This is a genomic window from Pedobacter caeni, assembly GCF_900129215.1.
Taxonomy (GTDB): domain Bacteria; phylum Bacteroidota; class Bacteroidia; order Sphingobacteriales; family Sphingobacteriaceae; genus Pedobacter; species Pedobacter caeni.
On record NZ_FQUQ01000004.1, the window covers coordinates 852503 to 871817 of the forward strand.

At 42.0% G+C, this 19315-nt stretch carries 17 protein-coding genes; 11 read left to right on the forward strand and 6 right to left on the reverse strand.

What is annotated here, in order from left to right:
• Nucleotides 1-11: 11 nt before the first annotated feature.
• Complete coding sequence (locus BUC20_RS23060) at nt 12-2681, forward strand: outer membrane beta-barrel family protein (RefSeq protein WP_073233508.1); 2670 nt, start codon at nt 12-14, stop codon at nt 2679-2681.
• On the opposite strand, the gene BUC20_RS23065 is transcribed toward BUC20_RS23060, so the two are convergent.
• Nucleotides 2678-3088, reverse strand: a complete 411-nt coding sequence (locus BUC20_RS23065) for a hypothetical protein (protein WP_073233510.1) — start codon at nt 3086-3088, stop codon at nt 2678-2680. The genes BUC20_RS23060 and BUC20_RS23065 overlap by 4 nt on opposite strands.
• Nucleotides 3085-3642 (reverse strand): RNA polymerase sigma factor, encoded by a 558-nt coding sequence (locus BUC20_RS23070; protein ID WP_073233512.1) that lies wholly within the window; start codon nt 3640-3642, stop codon nt 3085-3087. Before BUC20_RS23070 ends, BUC20_RS23065 begins: the two co-directional genes overlap by 4 nt.
• Before the next feature lie 150 nt (nt 3643-3792).
• Here BUC20_RS23070 and BUC20_RS23075 point away from each other — a divergent pair, with 150 nt between their 5' ends.
• The 5 genes from BUC20_RS23075 (at nt 3793) to BUC20_RS23095 (ending at nt 12039) form a co-directional block, all read left to right on the forward strand.
• Complete coding sequence (locus BUC20_RS23075; protein WP_073233514.1) at nt 3793-4125, forward strand: hypothetical protein; 333 nt, start codon at nt 3793-3795, stop codon at nt 4123-4125.
• Between the two features lie 115 nt (nt 4126-4240).
• Complete coding sequence (locus BUC20_RS23080) at nt 4241-6622, forward strand: outer membrane beta-barrel protein (protein WP_073233515.1); 2382 nt, start codon at nt 4241-4243, stop codon at nt 6620-6622.
• A 132-nt stretch (nt 6623-6754) separates the two neighbouring features.
• Nucleotides 6755-9130, forward strand: coding sequence for an ABC transporter permease (locus BUC20_RS23085; RefSeq protein WP_073233516.1), 2376 nt, complete (start codon nt 6755-6757; stop codon nt 9128-9130).
• Nucleotides 9131-9252: 122 nt separating this feature from the next.
• Complete coding sequence (locus BUC20_RS23090; protein ID WP_073233517.1) at nt 9253-10881, forward strand: dihydroxyacetone kinase subunit DhaK; 1629 nt, start codon at nt 9253-9255, stop codon at nt 10879-10881.
• A gap of 90 nt (nt 10882-10971) precedes the next feature.
• Nucleotides 10972-12039, forward strand: a complete 1068-nt coding sequence (locus BUC20_RS23095; protein ID WP_073233518.1) for a serine hydrolase domain-containing protein — start codon at nt 10972-10974, stop codon at nt 12037-12039.
• On the opposite strand, the gene BUC20_RS23100 is transcribed toward BUC20_RS23095, so the two are convergent.
• Entirely contained in the window at nt 12036-12587 is a 552-nt protein-coding gene (locus BUC20_RS23100) for an AAA family ATPase (protein WP_073233519.1), read from the reverse strand. The genes BUC20_RS23095 and BUC20_RS23100 overlap by 4 nt on opposite strands.
• A 120-nt stretch (nt 12588-12707) precedes the next feature.
• Here BUC20_RS23100 and BUC20_RS23105 point away from each other — a divergent pair, with 120 nt between their 5' ends.
• Both BUC20_RS23105 and BUC20_RS23110 read left to right on the forward strand, forming a co-directional pair.
• On the forward strand, nt 12708-13139 hold the full coding sequence (locus BUC20_RS23105) for a DoxX family membrane protein (RefSeq protein ID WP_073233521.1): 432 nt from the start codon (nt 12708-12710) through the stop codon (nt 13137-13139).
• A gap of 62 nt (nt 13140-13201) precedes the next feature.
• Nucleotides 13202-13915 carry a siderophore-interacting protein gene (locus BUC20_RS23110; protein ID WP_073233523.1) on the forward strand — a complete coding sequence of 238 codons (714 nt, stop codon included), beginning with the start codon at nt 13202-13204 and terminating at the stop codon, nt 13913-13915.
• Between the two features lie 5 nt (nt 13916-13920).
• Here BUC20_RS23110 and BUC20_RS23115 read toward each other — a convergent pair whose 3' ends face one another.
• Nucleotides 13921-14340: a VOC family protein gene (locus BUC20_RS23115; protein WP_234994582.1), complete on the reverse strand. Its 420-nt coding sequence runs from the start codon at nt 14338-14340 to the stop codon at nt 13921-13923.
• A 127-nt stretch (nt 14341-14467) separates the two neighbouring features.
• Here BUC20_RS23115 and BUC20_RS23120 point away from each other — a divergent pair, with 127 nt between their 5' ends.
• From BUC20_RS23120 to BUC20_RS23130, 3 genes are all read left to right on the forward strand, one after another.
• Nucleotides 14468-15448, forward strand: a complete 981-nt coding sequence (locus BUC20_RS23120) for a GlxA family transcriptional regulator (RefSeq protein ID WP_073233527.1) — start codon at nt 14468-14470, stop codon at nt 15446-15448.
• Nucleotides 15449-15458: 10 nt separating this feature from the next.
• On the forward strand, nt 15459-16247 hold the full coding sequence (locus BUC20_RS23125; protein WP_084529194.1) for a helix-turn-helix transcriptional regulator: 789 nt from the start codon (nt 15459-15461) through the stop codon (nt 16245-16247).
• Nucleotides 16248-16370: 123 nt separating this feature from the next.
• The gene (locus tag BUC20_RS23130; RefSeq protein WP_073233531.1) at nt 16371-17324 is read left to right on the forward strand and encodes a nitrilase family protein; all 954 of its coding nucleotides are present in this window, start codon (nt 16371-16373) and stop codon (nt 17322-17324) included.
• A 63-nt stretch (nt 17325-17387) separates the two neighbouring features.
• On the opposite strand, the gene BUC20_RS23135 is transcribed toward BUC20_RS23130, so the two are convergent.
• Both BUC20_RS23135 and BUC20_RS23140 read right to left on the reverse strand, forming a co-directional pair.
• Nucleotides 17388-18461 (reverse strand): META domain-containing protein, encoded by a 1074-nt coding sequence (locus BUC20_RS23135; protein WP_073233533.1) that lies wholly within the window; start codon nt 18459-18461, stop codon nt 17388-17390.
• Nucleotides 18462-18602: 141 nt separating this feature from the next.
• Nucleotides 18603-19310 carry a DUF4198 domain-containing protein gene (locus tag BUC20_RS23140; protein WP_073233535.1) on the reverse strand — a complete coding sequence of 236 codons (708 nt, stop codon included), beginning with the start codon at nt 19308-19310 and terminating at the stop codon, nt 18603-18605.
• Nucleotides 19311-19315 lie beyond the last annotated feature (5 nt).

Sequence of the window (19315 nt, forward strand, 5' to 3'; positions counted from 1 at the left end):
TCCCTTATCACATGAAAAAAATCATCAGCTTTTTAGCACTATTGCTATTCTTTAGCTCCGGAATTTACGCTTTCTCCCTAAAAAAAACCAGTCCTGTTCCACTGGCTGAAGCCTTAAAGAAGATCAGTGAGCATTATAAAATCAACTTTTTATACGAAGAGATTAATGTCAGCAAAAAAACAGTGGAGTTTAACCCTCAACTGTTAAAAGAAGAGAAATTAACCAAAGTTCTGGAGCAGTTGTTAGGTCCTCTATCCCTCTCCTGGTATGCAATTGATGCCAGGAATTACGCCATCTATCCTACAAAAATCGGGAAAGCTGTCGCAACTCCTTTTAAGCCGGACTCCCTCACAACCGGAAAAATAAAAGGAAGGGTACAGGATCAACAATACCTGCCACTTCAATTCTCGACGATCAGTTTGCTTCATGCAAAAGATTCAACAGTTTCCGCAAGCACTTTAACGGATACTGCGGGAGTATATGTATTTCCGGCAATAGAAGCAGGCCGTTATCTTGTCAGAACAGATTTAATGGGCTATCGTCCTGCCTATTCTAAATCATTTCAATTGAATAAAAATGAAGAAGCAATTGTCGAAACCCTCTTGATGGGAACTTATTCCCAGACCTTAAAAGAAGTAAAGATCACTGCCGGCAAGGCACTGATAGAAATGAAAACTGATCGTCTGGTCATGAATGTAGAGAACAGCGCATTGGCTTCAGGGAATTCGGTGCAGTTACTCAGATCCGCCCCATTTGTACGGGTAGGCTCTGATAACAGCGTTAGCCTGCAAGGGAAGAAAACAATGATCATGATCGACAACAGACCTGTTCCGGAAAACACGGTCACTTTTATCCTTCAATCTCTTCCGGCAGGAAACATTTCCAAAGTAGAGCTCATCACCAGTCCTTCCGCAAAATATGATGCCGCTTATGGTGCAGTCATCAACATTACCACCAAAAAGAGTGAGGTGGAAGGACTAACCGGCAATATTAATCTGGATGGATCTACCGGAAAGTATAGTCAGGCTGTAACGAATGGCATGCTCACTTATAAAAACAAAGGTTTAACTGTGTATGGAGCTGCCGGCGAAACTATTGAACAAAATTTCTTCTCGAATAACGCAGAGCGAATCCTCAGGGCAAACGAAACTCCTGAAGTACTGGGCTACAACTGGCATAGAATCTCCAACAATAAAATCACTACATTTCAGGGAGGGACAGAACTGGCAATAGGTAAAGATCAAACCATTGGCGCATTGGCAGAAGGAATCATCTACGACTCCAAAGGCCCATGGCCAACGATCAATACATTTAAAAAACTTGGCGGGCCAGTAGATTCTATCCTGTATACCAATGCCAACTTTAACTTAGACCTTTCTACTTACAATTATCATCTCAATTATCATTTGCTTGCAGACTCGGGTAAAAATGAATTGAGCATACTGGGTACTTATACCCCATTTCAACGGAAGCTGTTTCAATCCTTTCCTTCTCAATTAAACAGACCTGACGGAACGGCAATAAACACTCCTCAGACCTATGAAATGACCAATACTACAGCACTCAATTTTTACCTGGGGCAAGTCGACTACACCCATACTTTCGATAAACAACTAAAGCTGGAAACCGGGATAAAATACCAGCATGTAAATTCCAGAAGTACCATTGACTACCAGCTGGAAACAAACGGACAAATGCACAACGTTCCTGAATATTCCAGTAAGAACAAGCTTAAGGAGTCCATAGCCGGAGCTTATGGAATTTTATCGAAAGACTGGGAAAAGGATAAACTGCAATTGGGCATTCGGGTAGAAAACACACAAGCAACCTTTGCAGATAACGTTTCACAGGAATACTTCAATATCTTTCCAACTTTACTTTACCAGCATACGATCAATACACAGCATAATTTCTCTTTGTCTTATAAGAGAACCATCAGCAGGGCACCTTATAACGAACTCGTTCCTTATACCGTTTATTTAAACAAGTACACCATTGAACAGGGGAACCCGGCATTAAAACCCGAATTTGATGACATTTATACCCTGAGTACAAATATCAAAAAACTGAACATTGCACTCAGTTATACCTCTGCAAAGAACATGTCGGCGTTATTACCCACAAAGCAGGACTATATCACTAAAGTTAACTATGCCTCCCGTCAAAACCTGGATCCTTCATACGATCTGTCGATGTATGTTTATTTTCCTTTACGCATCAATTCCTGGTGGGAGATCCAGAACAGCGGAACCCCTATCGGCTATAATAAAGTCCACGGCAAGGTATTCAATGAACCTTATCACCTTTCCGCTTTTCATTCTGACTTTAAATCTTCTCATATTTTTAAATTATCAGAAATTATAAAGCTACAGGTAGATGCTTATTACTGGACCCCTTATGTACAGGTTCTCGCTAATTTCAGTGGATACAAAAATGTGGATGCCGCGCTGATGCTGGATTTGTTCGGAGGGAAGGGACAATTGCGGATTGCCGGAAATCAACTGATCTTCAAGAGAAATGATTTTCGCCAACGCAGTGATTTCGGGAATTACAGTCAGCGGGACATGATCAACACCGATAGCAAAAGAGTCAGTATCGGATTTAACTATAAATTCGGGAAAACAAAAATCAAATCTCCCGACAAAAAGCTGGGTAATGACGAAAGCATGAGGAGACTTTAAACGCCTTTCTTTACCAGCTTCTGGTCAAAATGCTGAATGGCCAGTAAACAAGCCAGCCCAAAAACAAAAGCCCATTTATAGCTCCATAACACCATAAAAAGCCCGCTATGGTACCGCTGATCGATGAGTACCATAGCGAGGCAAATGGCCGCCATACTTCCCAGCGTAACCAACGCTACAGACCAGTAAAAGGGGAAACTTCTTTCCTTACTCATAGAAATCCGCCGGCTTAACTTTGCAGAAAACTGATAGGACAAGCCGGCCTCCGGTTCTTCCCCAAGCACAGCAAACAACTGCTTGTAGGTATCAAAATCCTTTTGATCACTGATGGTCATGTTCATTTCAGGTTCAGAGATCCCCTCTTCCAGCATTTTCTGAAGGTATTCGTCTTTATGATCTTGTTTCATGATATTTCATTTTTAAGGTAAAGTTCCAGCTTCTCTTTCAATAGTTTCCTGGCCCTGAAAAGGTGGCTCTTTACAGTTCCTTCAGGCATTCCCGTAATGTCTTCGATCTCCTGATAAGAGAATTCATTGAGATGATAGAGTGTCAATACCGTTCTGTAATGGTCGGGCATTAAGGAAATCAAATGATTGACATATCTGGCCACATCTTTTTCAACAAGTACATTTTCAGGGTTCTTATCTGTAAAATGATAATTCTCTAAATCATCAACAGCCATTGTTAAAGATGCCCTTTTATTCTTTTTAAGATGATTAACAGCACTGAGGTAAGCAATCCTGGCAATCCAGGTGGACAATTTCGATTGAAAAGCAAAGCTTTTCAGGCTTTTATAAATTTTGATAAACACTTCCTGACAAATGTCTTCGGCATCCTCTTTTTCGTTCACAAGCCGGTAAACGACATGAAATACCAGCTTTTCATATTGTTTCACCAATCTGTCAAAAGCTTTTAAATCACCATGAAGTACCTTAGGAATTTCTTCCTTCTCATCGAACATACCACAATAGACAAGACTCAACCGATAAAAGTTGCAGCAACCTGATCATATTTTTGCATTTTTCAAAAAATTAAAAAATATATGCTTAATGCTGCAACATTCTAAATGCAATGCTTGTCTACTGGGCAAAATCATTAAATAATTGAAAACATGAAAGACATCATATTTCTTACGCCAATAGTTCTTGCAGTCATGATCTCGGTCCTTGTGATTGCTTTATATAATTACAGACTTAAAAAAAGAATTATAGATTCCGGCCCGATAGATGAGAACGCATTGAAGTTCTTAAACAGTCTTTCAGGCACTGGATCGGAAGGATTAAAATGGGGCTTTATCCTCTTATTTGGTGGTGTTGGCCTGGTCATTCTGGAATTCATTCCCTTTAAGGCCAATTCCTCTCCTCTACCCTATGGAATTGAAGCCATCTTCCTTGCTCTGGGATTTTTATGCTATTACTACTTCGTAAAAAAAGAGAAATCTTAGATTTCGTCTGATCCGGAAGCCTTCTTTTCTATTTCATGAGTTCATTTTTTTTTAAGCGCGATGCGCCCAGGGGAGAACTCATGCCCTTTTCAAAAACATTAAGCCCGAAACCAACATGAAAACCATACCCATTTACCTATGTCTGTCGCTCTTCTGCTTCCTTTTTAACCAAACCGGAACTAAAGCACAAATAAAAGAAAAGACCCTTGCAATCAGAGGAAACTTAACAGACTCGATCAGTGGAAAACCACTCTCCTCTTTTAGTGTCCATCTAAGTTCCAAAACAGCAGTACTCCTAAAAACGAGCTTAACCGATACGAATGGCAGGTTTATGTTTTCAGAGCTTCCACTTTCCGAATACTTCATTTCGGCGGTTTCCATTGGGTATCAATCCAGGAGAATTGCAGTTCCGCTTCAAAAAGAGCAAAATGCCGATCTGGACATGGGCAACATACGGATGCTTCCTGCTACTCAACACCTGGCAGAAGTCCGGATCAATAGCACAAAGCCTTTAATTAAACAGGAGATAGATAGGATCAGTTATGATTTACAGGCCGATCCGGATAGTAAAGCCTATAGTGTGTTAGAGATGATGCGGAAAGTGCCACTCCTTTCGCTGGATGCTGAGGATCACATCCAGCTCAAAGGCAGTTCCAATTACAAGATATTGATCAACGGAAAACCTTCCGGTATGGTAGATAGAAGTCCGAGGGAAATCTTACGCAGCATGCCTGCTTCCAGCATCCAGAAAATAGAAGTCATTACTATTCCTCCGGCAAAATACGATGCAGAAGGGCTGGCAGGGATCATCAATATCATTACCAATAGAAAAACGGATAATGGTTACAATGGTAACCTGAATATAAATGAAAGCGGCCCAAGGGGAGGTCCCGGGTTTGGAGGTTCATTTGGAATTAAACAAGGGAAGATAGGGCTTTCCGCATTTTTTGGAGGCAGCATTTATGATACTCCTGAAACAGAGAGCTTTAATGAAAGAACCTCCTTTGGCAGCAGTGCCGGAAACCTCCGCCAACAAAACAAAGAGCTATCCAATAGCCGGAACGGATACCTCGGACTGGAACTGAGTTATGAGATAGACAGCCTTCAATTGATTTCTGCTCAATTCAACAGAAATTTAAACCGGTCAGATCTTCATAATCAGCAATTGATCATCCTCAATGGTGAGCAAAAAAATTCAAGAGCTTATGATCTGACCAATGATAACAAAGGAAAAGGACTCGATTTATCACTCAATTATCAGTTGGGTTTTAAAAGAGATAAAAGCAGATTGCTAACCTTTTCCTACCGGTATTCCGGTTCCGATGAGGAGCAGCAAAGTAAAACCAGCTCTTCCCCTGATGAAGGTTACCTACAGCAAAATGGAAAACAATTTTCTGAAAACACCCTCCAGCTTGATTATATACAGCGCATCTCTAAAATCGATATGGAAGCCGGGATAAAAAGTATATTCCGTAGTCCTGAAAGCGATTTTCAATACCATTCTTTTGACAACAACAATGGTAATTTTGAACTGAAGCCTTTGCTTAGCGATCATTTCCAGCAATCACAAAAAATATTTGCTGCATACAATACCTGGCAGTTCCGGCTAAAAGACTGGGGTTTTAAGGCAGGAATCCGGCTCGAGCAAACCCGCTCAGCGCAGAACCACTTCTTCCTGGCGCCTGCCCTTGCCATCAGTAAAAAAGTAAAAATAAATGGGAGTCTGAATTTCGGATTTACCCAACGGATACAAAGACCGGGAATCTATCAGTTAAACCCTTTTGTTGACCGCTCCAATCCTAATTTCGAATCCACAGGAAATCCAGACCTGAAGCCCATTATCGGGAATGTCTTCCAGCTCAGTTACAGCATCCAGGGGAAAGCATTTTTAAACTTCGGACTGGACTATAATTACTTCAGCAGCCTGATCAATCAGGTTTCGGTTTTTGATCCGCTCAGCAATATTACACGCGCAACCTATCAAAATACAGGGCATGCCAGTTTATCCGGAGCCAACTTTAGCGTCAACTACCCCATCAGTCCGCGCTGGAACATCAGCAGCAATAGCAAACTTGCTTATGCCATTGTAGAAGGGATGAGCAATGGAGGCTTGCTCCGGACAGAGGGCCTCATGTATGTGGTTTCAGGCTCCACAGGTTACAGCCTGGAAACAGGCTGGCGTTTTCAGGGAAATTTTAGCATGAATGGAGGGAAAATCTCTTTGCAAAGAAAGACAAATGCCTATTTTAACTCTTCATTCAGCATCAGCAAAGACCTCATCAAAAAGAAGCTCTCTTTCTCTGCAGTTTGCAGCAATCCATTTCAAAAATACAGAAATAACCGATCTGAAATCTCAGGTCCGGACTTCCTGCAAATTACCGAAACAGAAACTTACTTCAGAAATTATAGCTTGCGCTTAAACTATACTTTTGGGAAATTGAAAGAAGTATTGAAAAAGAACAAACGAGGAATTAAAAATGATGACATTTCCAATTAAGATGTGCGTTTATGCACAACTGCTGTTCATTTCCGAACACAAAAAACCGCACCAAATGCGATAACGACTAATAAAACAAATCAATATAAAGATGGCATACTATTCGCCAATTCTGAAAAAAATTGGAATAACATGTTCAGGACAAACTTAAAGATTGCATTGAGAAACCTTTGGAGAAGCAAAGGTTTTACATTAATTAATGTTGGTGGCCTCGCGATTGGGCTGGCCTGTACGCTGATGTTACTCCTGTTTGTAAATTATGAATGGAGCTATAATAAACAGTTTGCGGATGTAGACAGAACCTATTTCGCAATGATCAATTTAAAGATTAACGGGGAGCTGGTGACCACAATGGCAAGTCCCAATAAACTGGGGCCATCAGCATTACAGTCTATTCCAGGAGTTGAAAATGCAACAAGAATTGCGATGGGTACTCCCGACAAACTCTTTAGTTACCGCGATAACAACTTCAAATTAAAAGGACTTACTGTTGATCCCTCTTTTCTGAAGATATTTGATTACCGCTACATTTATGGAGATGCAAACACCGCTTTAAAAGACCCCAATTCCATTCTTTTAACCGCTTCAATGGCAAAGAAGCTCTTTGGAAATGAAAATCCTGTAGGGAAAATTATCAAATGGGATAACCGTAAGTTCCTGAACGTTGCAGCCGTGATTGAGGACCTTCCTAAAAATCAAAGTATTCAGTTTGATGCCTTGCAAACCTGGGCGCTTTTCGAACAGGAAAATCCTTCAGAAAAAGAAAATGGATGGGGAGCAATCACCTGTATGACCATTATCAAACTAAAGGACAAACAGACTTACGCGGCTACAGATCTGGCGATCAGAAAGTTGATCCCTTCAAAAGACAAAGAAACGAGTCTGGAAGCTTTTTTATTCCCCTATTCCGAACTCCATCTTTATAATGAATTTAAAGATGGAAAATCTATTGGCGGAAGGATAAAACAAGTTAAACTCTTTGTTTTTCTTGCTTTTTGTGTATTGTTAATTGCCAGTATCAATTATATGAACCTATCCACTGCACGTTCTGAAAAACGGGCCAGGGAAGTTGGAATCCGCAAAGCAATGGGGTCCTCCAGGATTAGCCTGATGGGACAATTTATTCTGGAATCTCTCTTGTTGTCTTTCATCGCTACATCGATTGCATTTGTTCTTCTCGAAATATCACTTCCCTATTTTAATCATCTGCTCGACATTGAAGTCCAGGTCAATTACCAATCCTATCTCTTCTGGACCACACTCGTTGCCCTTGTTTGCATTACCGGATTCCTGGCAGGGAGTTATCCTGCTTTTTATTTATCCTCTTTTAGTCCGATAAGGGTTTTAAAAGGTTTTAAAGGAAATAATAGTTCTTCCTTGTCCATCCGAAAAGTCCTGGTCGTGGTACAGTTTAGCCTATCTGTTGGCATGATCATTTGCGCAATTATAATTTATTCCCAGATTCAATTTATGAAAAATAAACCTCTTGGCTTTGAACGCGACGGTCTGGTACAACTTGACATTGAGGGCGAATGGATCAAACCAGGAAAACTGGAACTTTTTAAAACAGAATTAAAGAAAGCTGGTGCAGTTGTATATGCAACCGAATTTGCCTCCACTTTTACTCAGGGAGGAACCATCACGGGAGGAATCAGCTGGCCAGGAAAAGCTGCAAATGACAATTCTGTCATCGATTATAGAAGCATAGGTTATGATTTTATAAAGACGATAGGTGCAAAGCTTGTTGCCGGCCGGGACCTCAATCCTAAATTTTCGGCAGATACCTCAACCTCTGTACTTATAAATGAGCAGTCCGTAAAAACGATGGGGCTAAAAAATCCTGTCGGGACAACAATTACCTGGGGAGACAACCCGCCTCTAACTATAATCGGAGTGGTAAAAGATTACTCCAATGAAGCTATCGGACGGAAAACCAAGCCAACCCTATTTTATTTCAACCCTGCAAAAAGCCGGATATTACTGTTGAGGCTGAACCCTTCGCAGCCTTTGAATAAATCTGCAGAGCTCATCAACATGATCAGCAAGCGTCTGAATCCGGAATACCCGGCAGCACTAAGGTTCGTGAATCAGGGCATGGAAGAACAACTCCGGAATGAAAAACTACTCAGTACCTTATCTAATCTTTTCGGGGGCTTTGCGATTCTGATCTCCTGCCTTGGCTTGCTCGGTCTTGCCTTATATATGGCTGAACAACGAAATAAAGAAATCAGCATCAGAAAGGTGTTGGGAGCAGACCTGAGAAACATCCTGATCCTGTTGAATAAAGATTTTATAAAACTCGTTTTGTTCTCCAATATGATCGCTTTTCCCATTGCCTATATGTTAGCAAAAAACTGGCTCAGCAAATATGATTATAAGATAGACATTGCCCTGTGGCCCTTCCTCATTGCAGGCCTCATCTCTCTATTTATCTCGGTACTCACGGTGAGCTTACAAACCTTCAAAGTGGCAAAAGCAAATGCAGTGGATGCTTTAAAATATGAATAGTCCCGATACTTGACAAGGCACTAACTATAAAAAATCATTTGTTTTTCACAAAACAGGAGAATGCTTTAATCTTTATCGTAATCGGCTCTTGAATTCCTATCTTGAGAAAAAAAAATTAAAGCATGAAATTCTTCATAAATGAAACCGATCAGATTGTAAACGAAGCGATAGAAGGATTATTAACCAATCCTAAATTAGCCAGACTGGACTCCTTTCCTGAAGTAAGGGTGGTGATCCGTAAAGATTGGGATAAGTCAAAAGTGGCCATCATCTCTGGTGGTGGTTCAGGGCACGAGCCTGCCCATGCAGGTTTTGTAGGGAAAGGCATGTTAACCGCAGCGGTATGTGGAGATATCTTTGCCTCCCCAACAGTGGATGCCGTATTGTCGGCTATCCTCGCTGCTACCGGACCAAAGGGCTGCTTATTAATTATAAAGAACTATACCGGTGACCGCCTAAATTTCGGTCTGGCAGCAGAACAGGCACGTGCCCTGGGATATGAAGTCAGGACCGTTACCGTAGATGATGATATTGCTCTGGGCAAAGACGTAAAAAAAAGAGGACTGGCAGGAACATTGTTTGTACATAAGATCGCCGGACAGCTTGCTGAAGAAGGAAAATCACTGGAAGAAATCGCTGCGGTTGCGCAACAGGTGATTGACCAGACCGCTTCTATTGGTCTTTCTTTAACAGAATGTCAGCATTTAGGACAGGAAACCAGTTCCCGATTAAATGACGAACAGGTAGAACTTGGATTGGGGATTCATGGAGAACCAGGCATAGAAGTGATTCCTTATGCCAAGGCAGATCATCTGATGGCGCTGGCCATTGAAAAACTCGAAGCAAATCTATCCAATGAAAATGGCCGGTATGCCATGATCTTTAACAATATGGGAAGTGTCAGCCCAATTGAAATGAGCCTATTGGTCAATTCTTTCCGCAAAACAAAACTCGCTTCCAAAATAGCGTATATGGTTGGCCCGGCAGCACTGATGTCTTCTATCAATATGAGTGGATTCTCTGTCTCCGTACTATTGCTTAACGAAGCAATAGAAAAAGCTTTACTGGCTGAAGCGGAGCCCACTGCATGGCAGTTACAACCTTTTGAAAAACCAGTGGAAATCAGCAGTCCAAAACTTCCGGACACCATTCCCTATGATGCTTCGGCGAATGAAAAGGTTTATCAATTGATCAATGAAATCGCACAGTTGCTCGTGTCCATCGAAAAGGAAATCAACAGTCTGGATGCTAAAGTTGGGGATGGTGATGCAGGATCAACCTTTGCCCTGACCGGCAGGAGATTATTAACCGTTATAGACCGTCTTCCTTTGAATGATACCGGAAAATTACTACTCAGCATTGGCCGGATTCTGGCCAGAGAAGCCGGTGGATCAAGTGGGGTCTTGCTATCGATCTTATTTACCGCAGCAGGAACTGCTTATACCAAATCTCCTGAACTGGGAAAAGCATTATTGGAGGGGCTACAAAGAGTAAAAGATTATGGTGGTGCACAAATTGGAGACCGCACCATGATCGATGCCTTACAACCTGCTTTTGAATCGCTTGCAAATGGGGAAACAACAAGCCTTGTTGCTCAGCATGCCCGTAAAGGAGCAGAACATACCAAGACCATTATCAATACCAAATTTGGCCGTTCCTCTTACCTTTCAGAAGAGGTGTTGAGAAATGTTCCTGATCCTGGAGCCGAAGTCATTGCCAGGGTCTTTGAAAAGATTGCCACACTAAATTAAATAAGAGACCATCATGATCTTGCAGATCACAGTCAATGAATAATACCAAGATCATGATGGATTCATCTCCTCTAAAAAACATACTCTTCAATGAAAATTAAACTGATCGTTTTCGCCTTATTGATATCAGGCAGTTTCAAATCTGTTGCTCAGGTAAAACATAAGGAGCTTTTATCGCAACTGACAGATTCTGTTAAGCACCCGGCTTTTAACGGCCTGCACAGCATCCTGATTGCCAAAGGCAACGATCTGCTTTATGAGCAATATTTCAACGGATATGGCAAAGATTCACTCCACGACACCCGTTCCTCTTTTAAATCTATCGCCAGTTTACTGGTCGGCATTGCGATAGACAAGGGCATGATCAAATCCACGCAACAGAAAATGCTGGATTTTTTTCCTGAATACCCTGCCTTGAAAGATGATCCCTTAAAAAGAGAAATCACGATTCAGCAATTGTTGGATATGCAGGCTGGCTTTGATTGTGAAGAATTTAATGGTACAAAAGATTGCGAAGAACAGATGGAGCAAACGAAGAATTGGGTAAAATACTCACTGGAACTTCCAATGAAAGATGCCCCTGGAACAGTATGGTCTTACACCTCTATTGAACCGGTGATTATAGGTGGAATTATCCGTAAAGCGGCTAATATGCCGGTAATGGACTTCGCAAAAAAATATCTTTTTGACCCGCTGCAGATCAGCAATTACAGGTGGACCCTTGATGCTACCGGAAATCCAAACACAGCCGGTTCCTTTTTTATCCGCCCGATTGATATGATAAAGATCGGACAAATGGTTCGTGACCAGGGTAAGTGGAAAGGCAAACAGATCATTTCTAAAGAATGGATCAAAAAGTCCACCGTCTGCAACATTCCTATTCCTGATTTTTCTAATATGAAATTTAGTAAAAGTAAAACGGGTATTCCGCAGCCTACCTTTTATGGTAGTTACTGGTACCGGGAAAAGCTTAAAACAAAAAATCTGGAGGAAGAAGTCCTGTTTGCCTCTGGTAATGGCGGACAATTTATGTTCATCTTAAAAAAGCTGGATCTCGTCGTCATGTTTAACCAGGGCTATTATGGCAATGCTAAAGCAAAAAGAGCATTCGACCTCATGGTGCAATACATCATACCTGCTTTTACGGATAAAAATTAAATCATCTTTAATAAAGACAATTGATCTAAAATCAAATCCATCCGCGCTGCCGTACTCAGGTCAGTGCGGATTTCCAAAATCGGGTATTCCATCTTCTTCATCCATTGCTCATGAACATTTAAGGTCCTGGAGGCAATTCCGGTATTCGCATCATAGTCTGAAGCCCAGCGGATAAATGCATCAGATTGCATTTTTCTTTCCGGATCCGACAGGATTTGCTCCCCATACCTTTCCATTTCTCTTTTTCTGATCCTTTCCATTCTTATCTCCGGTGGGATCCATAAAAACACCACCAGATCAAAGTAAGGATATACACCTTCTCCCCAATTGTACATCGAACCTCCCAGAATCCAGTCATCCTGCCTGTTCAATGCCATACGCATGTGATCATTCCGCTCCTGCGGATCTCTTTTTAGTGTATATGGAGGGTCTGATGGCACCCAAAAGTATTCATCACTATCGAAATAAGGAATGTTCAATCGCTTTGACAATGCGGCTCCCAGAGTGGTGACACCAGAACCCGAAGCACCAAAAATATGAAGTTTCATTTCGTATGTATTATTTTTTTAAAACCGCATAAACTCCTGATTTAGTAAAAATAAATCCTGAATTGATAAACACCGGCGGCCCTGTCTCCTGTACTTTTACAAAAATCGCATAATGAATTCATGGAAACAAGAACCCGTATCATTACCATCTTCACTTATATCGTAAGGGCCTTACTGGCTTATGTTTATATTCCCCATGGACTGGAAAAGCTCTATACCAAAATCAATGTTCAGGAGTACATTGATTTCAAGCTTGGCCAGGACTTCATCGACTTTTATTTAATCTGGGAAAAAAGCGGTTACATCTGGGTGATTGGGATTGCGCAATTTCTTGGCGGATTGCTCCTGCTATTCAAAAGGACCTATCTTTTCGGAGCGGTCTGTCTACTTCCCGTTTCCATTGGTATGTTTTTCTGCCATATATTTATCTCTCATGCCCAGGACTTCCTGATCTTCGACGCCCTGGTCCTTATCCTTAATCTTTATCTCATTTTACTGCATTTCAAATCCTTAAAAAGCACCTTCTTTAAACCACAAAACAGCTGGATATAAGACCCCCCGGATTAGAAAACACCTTTGTTTAACCTTATAAAATACATTTAGACATGCCCCGAATGCCCAAATGGTTAGCTGATTTTTCAGAGCAGGCTTTTAAAGGTGCTTACAAGCAAACAGTAATCACTGAGATTGAATATTATGCTCCTAAATTAAAAAGGGTAAGGTACCAGGGCGACGCACTCAGGACCGTCCAATGGAAACCGGCACAGGAAGTCGAATTCCGGGTCAGTGACACGGAATACCGGCATTATACCCCCATGTACTGGAATCAGGAAGCTGGTTATACCGACGTATTGTTTTACCTGCATGGCAAAGGTCCCGGAAGCGACTGGGCGTCACAATTACAGATAAACGACGAACTGCTGCTGATTGGCCCGGGAGGAAAATTTATCATTCCCGAGGGCAGCTCTAAAATTGTCATGATGGGTGATGAAACAACATTAAGCACCTTTTATGGCATGCAGCAACAGCTGCCTAAAGGAGCGGCAGATGTCCATTGCCTCATCGAATGTGAGCCTGAGGCCATGGACTGGCCGGAAAAGATCGGCATGAAGGCAGTGCCACTGCAAAGAATTCCTTCCTTCACTGGCCGCGTACAGGAAGAATGGCTTCGGCAGCACCTGAAAACCGCTGCTACAGCCACGGCTTACTTCTTAAGCGGAAATGCAGATACCATAAAAAACCTGCGCAGGTTACTAGTATCCACCGGGGTTCCCGGAGCACAAATCAAGATGAAACCTTATTGGCTGGAAGGAAAAAAGGGATTGTAACTACGCTACTTCTGGTTTTCATCAAAATGTAACAACCAGTAGTTTCCGTATTTATCCTTCAGGTCACCAAACAAGGCACCCCAGAAACTATTCTCCAAAGGATGGGTTGCCGTACCACCTTCCACAAGCCGGTTGTAACAAGTCCTCGCCTCTTCTTCCGAGCTGCAATTGAGCATCAGGGAAACCGCATTCCCTCTCAGCAGACCTTCGTTTCCTACCATATCAGAGGCCATGATCCTCAGCATTCCTTTACAAAGTGTGGCATGTAAAATATAATTCTTCATCTGCGCCGGCATTTTTTCGGATAAGGGGGATTCTCCAATCGTTTGAAAATTCAGATCCCCGCCAAGACAGTGCTGATAGAATGTCATTGCCTCGCGGCAATTGCCGGCAAAAGTTAAATAAGAGTGGATAGATGTCATCATGACGATAATAAATTACAAGGTAAACTTAGCAGGAAGTCCCTAAAAAAATCTTGTGTAAAAGCGACAATTAAAGGGGTTGTTTGCGACAATAAAACACGATATATTTGATATCAAATTGAATCCACAGATGAAACACATTTCCATCTTAGTTCCTGAAACAGCAGTAATTGAAGCCATTGCTGATCCTGGCTACCTCTTCAGAATGGTCAACGAGTTCCTGGAATCTTCAGGAAAACCTGCCTTATTTCAGGTCCAGCTTGTTGGCTTATCAAAAGAAGTCCGGTTAAACAACAGCCTGTTTTCAGTCCATACAGATCAACTGATTCATGAAGTCAAAAAAACAGACCTGATCTTTATTCCTGCAATTAGTGGTCATATCAAAACGGCACTGGAGCTAAACAAGGAATTCCTTCCCTGGATCATTGACCATTATCATAAAGGTGCTGAGGTTGCTTCCTTATGTATCGGAGCGTTCCTGCTGGCCTCTACAGGCCTGCTCAAGGGAAAACAATGCTCCACACACTGGCTGCACGCCACAGAGTTCCGTGAAATGTTTCCGGATGTGGAACTTGTGGATGGCAGCATCATCACTGAAGAACAACGGCTCTACTCCAGTGGGGGTGCCAATTCCTATTGGAATTTACTGCTTTACCTGGTGGAGAAATATACAGACAGGGATACTGCAATCCTTGCTTCCAAATTTTTCGCGATTGATATCGACAGGGAAAGTCAGGCTGCCTTTATGATGTTTCAAGGTCAGAAAGATCATGAAGATCTGGAGATCAGAAAAGTTCAGGAATTTATAGAGAACAACTACCAGGATAAAATTACGGTAGATCAGCTTGCTGCCATGTCTTCCCTTGGCAGGAGGAGCTTTGAACGCCGGTTTAGGAAAGCCACCAATAATACCGTAATTGAATACACCCAAAGGGTGAAAATTGAAGCCGCAAAGAGGAGTTTTGAAAGCAGCAGAAAGAACATCACCGAAGTGATGTTTGATGTCGGTTATACCGATACCAAAGCCTTCCGTGATGTGTTTAAAAAGATTACAGGTTTAACACCTATAGAATATCGGAATAAGTACAATAAACAGGCGGTAATGGCTTAATCGGAAACACATGCAGGTCTTACCATCTCCCCATCTGTCGCATCTCATCAGGCACTTTCTCGTTCTTGAAAGTGACCATGTGGAATTGATGGACCATCATTTTTTTCCAGATGGAAATTCGGGAATGGTTTTTCATTATGGAAGCCCTTTTAAGCAACATCCCGACAGCTTTATTTATGGTCAGGTCAGTAAGTTCCGCCACATTCAGTCTACAGGTAAAATAGGAATGCTGATTGTCGTATTCCAGCCTTACGGAAGCCACCTGCTGCTCGGAATTCCCGCACATGAGCTCAGTGATGAGCTGATTCCTTTGTCTGAACTCTGGAAGACAGCAGCCAGGGATCTGGAAGAACAGGTCATCAGCGCTCCGGACAATGGCAAACGGATCCAAATTCTGGAAAACTTCCTCAGTAAAAAATCAGGACTCTGTTTAGAGGCAGATCCAATCATTACGCAAAGTCTGTCTATGATCTATGCCGATCATGGGCTCAGTCCCATCCATGAACTGAATAAAACACTTCAGGTCAGTGAAAGGCAACTGGAAAGAAAGTTCAAAGCACACATTGGGGTTTCTCCTAAAAACTTTTCCAATATCATCCGCTTACAATTCTTTCTAAAGCTGTTCCGCACTACCTCATCTGAAAAAAACCTGACCGAAATTGCCTATGAAAGTGGCTATTATGACCAGGCTCACCTGATCCGGGAATTCCGGAAAAACGTAGGGCTCAGTCCCGGCCAGTATATCTTTAAAACAAACCGGCTGGCAGTTAACCTTGTTCAGCTCCCCCCTCTTTTATAAGCCATTTGGAAATAGCTGCTGCATGTCGGCTTTGTACAATTTTCTCCTTATATTTTCTGATAGGTTTGCTTCCACATCTTTTCCTGTCCGCAGTGCAGGCAAAGCAACATAAAAATTGAAACCATGAAAGCACTAAAAATCGCAACCGCACAATTTGAAAACCGCAGTGGAGACAAAGACTATAACCTCAGCCGCATCAATGAGCTTTCTGCCCAGGCAGCAGCTTCAGGTGCAGAAGTCATCGCTTTTCACGAATGCAGCATTACCGGATATACCTTTGCAAGAGGCCTGACCGAAGCACAAATGCTGGAGATTGCAGAATATATCCCTGATGGTTCTTCCATTCAGAAACTCCAGGAAATCGCGAGGGCACACAACATCGTAGTGCTGGCAGGTTTATTTGAAAAAGACCGCAATGATGATCTGTTTAAGGCTTATGTAGCCGTAGACAAGAATGGCTTAATTGCCAAATACAGGAAACTTCATCCCTTCATTAATCCGCACTTAAAGCCCGGAAATGAATACGTCATCTTTGACTTGTACGGATGGAAATGCAGCATATTGATCTGTTATGACAACAACATCATTGAAAATGTAAGGGCAACGACTTTGCTTGGTGCACAAATTATTTTCATGCCACATGTCACGATGTGTACCCCATCTACCCGTCCTGGAGCAGGATTTGTAGCCCCTGAATTGTGGGAAAACAAAGAAAAGGATCCAACCAGCCTACGCGCAGAATTTGACGGATTGAAAGGAAGGGCCTGGCTAATGAAATGGCTTCCTGCCAGGGCTTACGACAATGCCGTTTATGCCGTATTCTCTAACCCCATAGGAATGGATGATGATCAGCTCAAGAACGGTTGTTCCATGATTGTTGATCCATATGGGGATATTATTGCGGAATGCCGTAAACTGGATGATGACATTGCCATTGCCCTCATCAGTCCGGAGAAACTGGAAAAAGCCGGAGGATCGCGATATATAAATGCCCGCAGACCCGATCTTTACCGGGACATCATCGGACAGGCACATGAATCCAGACAGCAGGTCGTCTGGCTAAACGAGCAGAAATAACCGTTAAACAAAAAATGGGCCGGATGAGGAATCATCCAGCCCATTTTCGCTATAAAAATTGCTTTATTTAGTGAGCCCGAACATCAATACCAGACGATCATTCTGATACAGGTTCAGCGTCTGATCAGCCACATCAAAACGGAATTCTTTAGTTCCAAGCATGCCCAAAAATTTACTTTCCAATGCACTTAAATTCTGATCCAGACAAGCACGTCGTGTACTTGCTGCAGGACCAAAAGTAATGGTTTCTTTTCCGGACTGGTAAGTACCAAAATAGTTGTTGCATCCGGAATTACCACTGAAGCGCTGCTCAGCAGGACTGAAATTGATCGTTACAGGTGATTCTGTTTGTGTTTCTCCGTTCATCTGGATCAGTCTCCATTTGTAACTTGCAATAAATTTCCAGATGTCATTACCACCTTCCTCAGTTCCTCCTTTTCCATTGGAAAATTCTAATACGCTTTCATCTCCTTTATAAAAGGTCATGGTGTTGGCTGTGTGCGCTACCCTGAATCTTTTATCGTTTAATGCCTGGGTATATTCGTATTCCAGTTTCATGACTTTATCATCAGAACAAGCCATTAATGTAGAAGCTACATTTCCCATTTTAATCTCTCTGTTTTTCTGATCATAACTGAAACCACCAAAGATGGTGTTACAACCTGCTGAACCTGAAAACTTGTTGCCTTTTGCATCTAAAGTCAAATGAATTTTACTGATGCCAACCTCTTTTCCATTCATTCTTACCAGGCTCCATTTTTGTCCTGCTACAGCAGTCAGGTCGCTTTTTGATAAGTTAGCCACCGCAATTTTCTCCTTTTTGATGACCTTTTTCAGTTTGTACGTATAAATAGACGCATCAGCAGGAACATTCTTTCTTTTAGTACGGATCACAGAAAGGGTATAACGGTAACCTTCCTGGTGTTTAAAGCCCTGAATTTCGCTATAAAAAAACTCCCAGTTTTTACTATTCTTATATTTTACCTGCAGACAATTCATTGGACCCACTCCGGTACAGGCTGCCCTGTCTTCCTTTACTATCAGCCTGATAACTTCAGCAGCCATAGTACTTGAAATACTTCCCAGAACGATTAACAGGGACAAAATTCCCTTTTTTGTAATGATACTTTTTAACATTGTGTGTGTATTTATAATGTGTTTTAACCTTTGTCTGTTTAAGCAGACGTTATTATACATACAATTCTCACACCAAGTTCAAAAAACAAAACGGCGGCCACCCAGGGTGACCGCCGTTTTTAAAACCATCTCATGGACGAATTAATTCACTGCAATATTCAATGTAGCGATGCGCTCAATACTTTCAAATTCAGCTCCGCTTACTTTTTCATTGTGGCCAGCTTCGAGGATATAACTTCCAGTCCATTCAGGAACAAAAACAGTTTTTCCATCAGCGCCTGTTTTTACCTGTTTCATCCATCCTGCAGGAGAAAATACGGATACATAAACATCGGCTGCCGGTACTGCTTTAAAATGACTGCTTAAGCTAATTTCTTTTCCTTTTTTCAGGGCTGCCAATGCATCTACAAAAACACCAAGCTCAGCTTTGTTGGCCAATGCGGTATTACCTGTATTTGCTTTACCTACGCTTACCAATGCCGCAGCATTGAACTGATATTGTTTTTTACCAGCGATCTGTTTTACCGTATGGCTGATGCTCAGGGTATACACCCCATCTGCTGCCGGAGTAAAGCTCGTTACAAAATGATCCTCTTTTGGTGTCACTTTCAATTGTTCTTTTTCTCCCTGAGGATTGATCAGCCAAAGGCTGAATTCTTTGGTATCCGACCACCAGTCGGCCAGTTTCTCCGGATGATTCTCGCCAGGTTCACCATAGAAGATTTTTACTTCCTGAGCTGTTCCTTTTTTGCCATTTGCTACAGTTTTAATGTACAGGGCATGCGCAAATAATTGGTTTACGCTGAACATCAGGATCAGCGATAGGGCAAGTGTCTTTAATTTATTCATGGTTA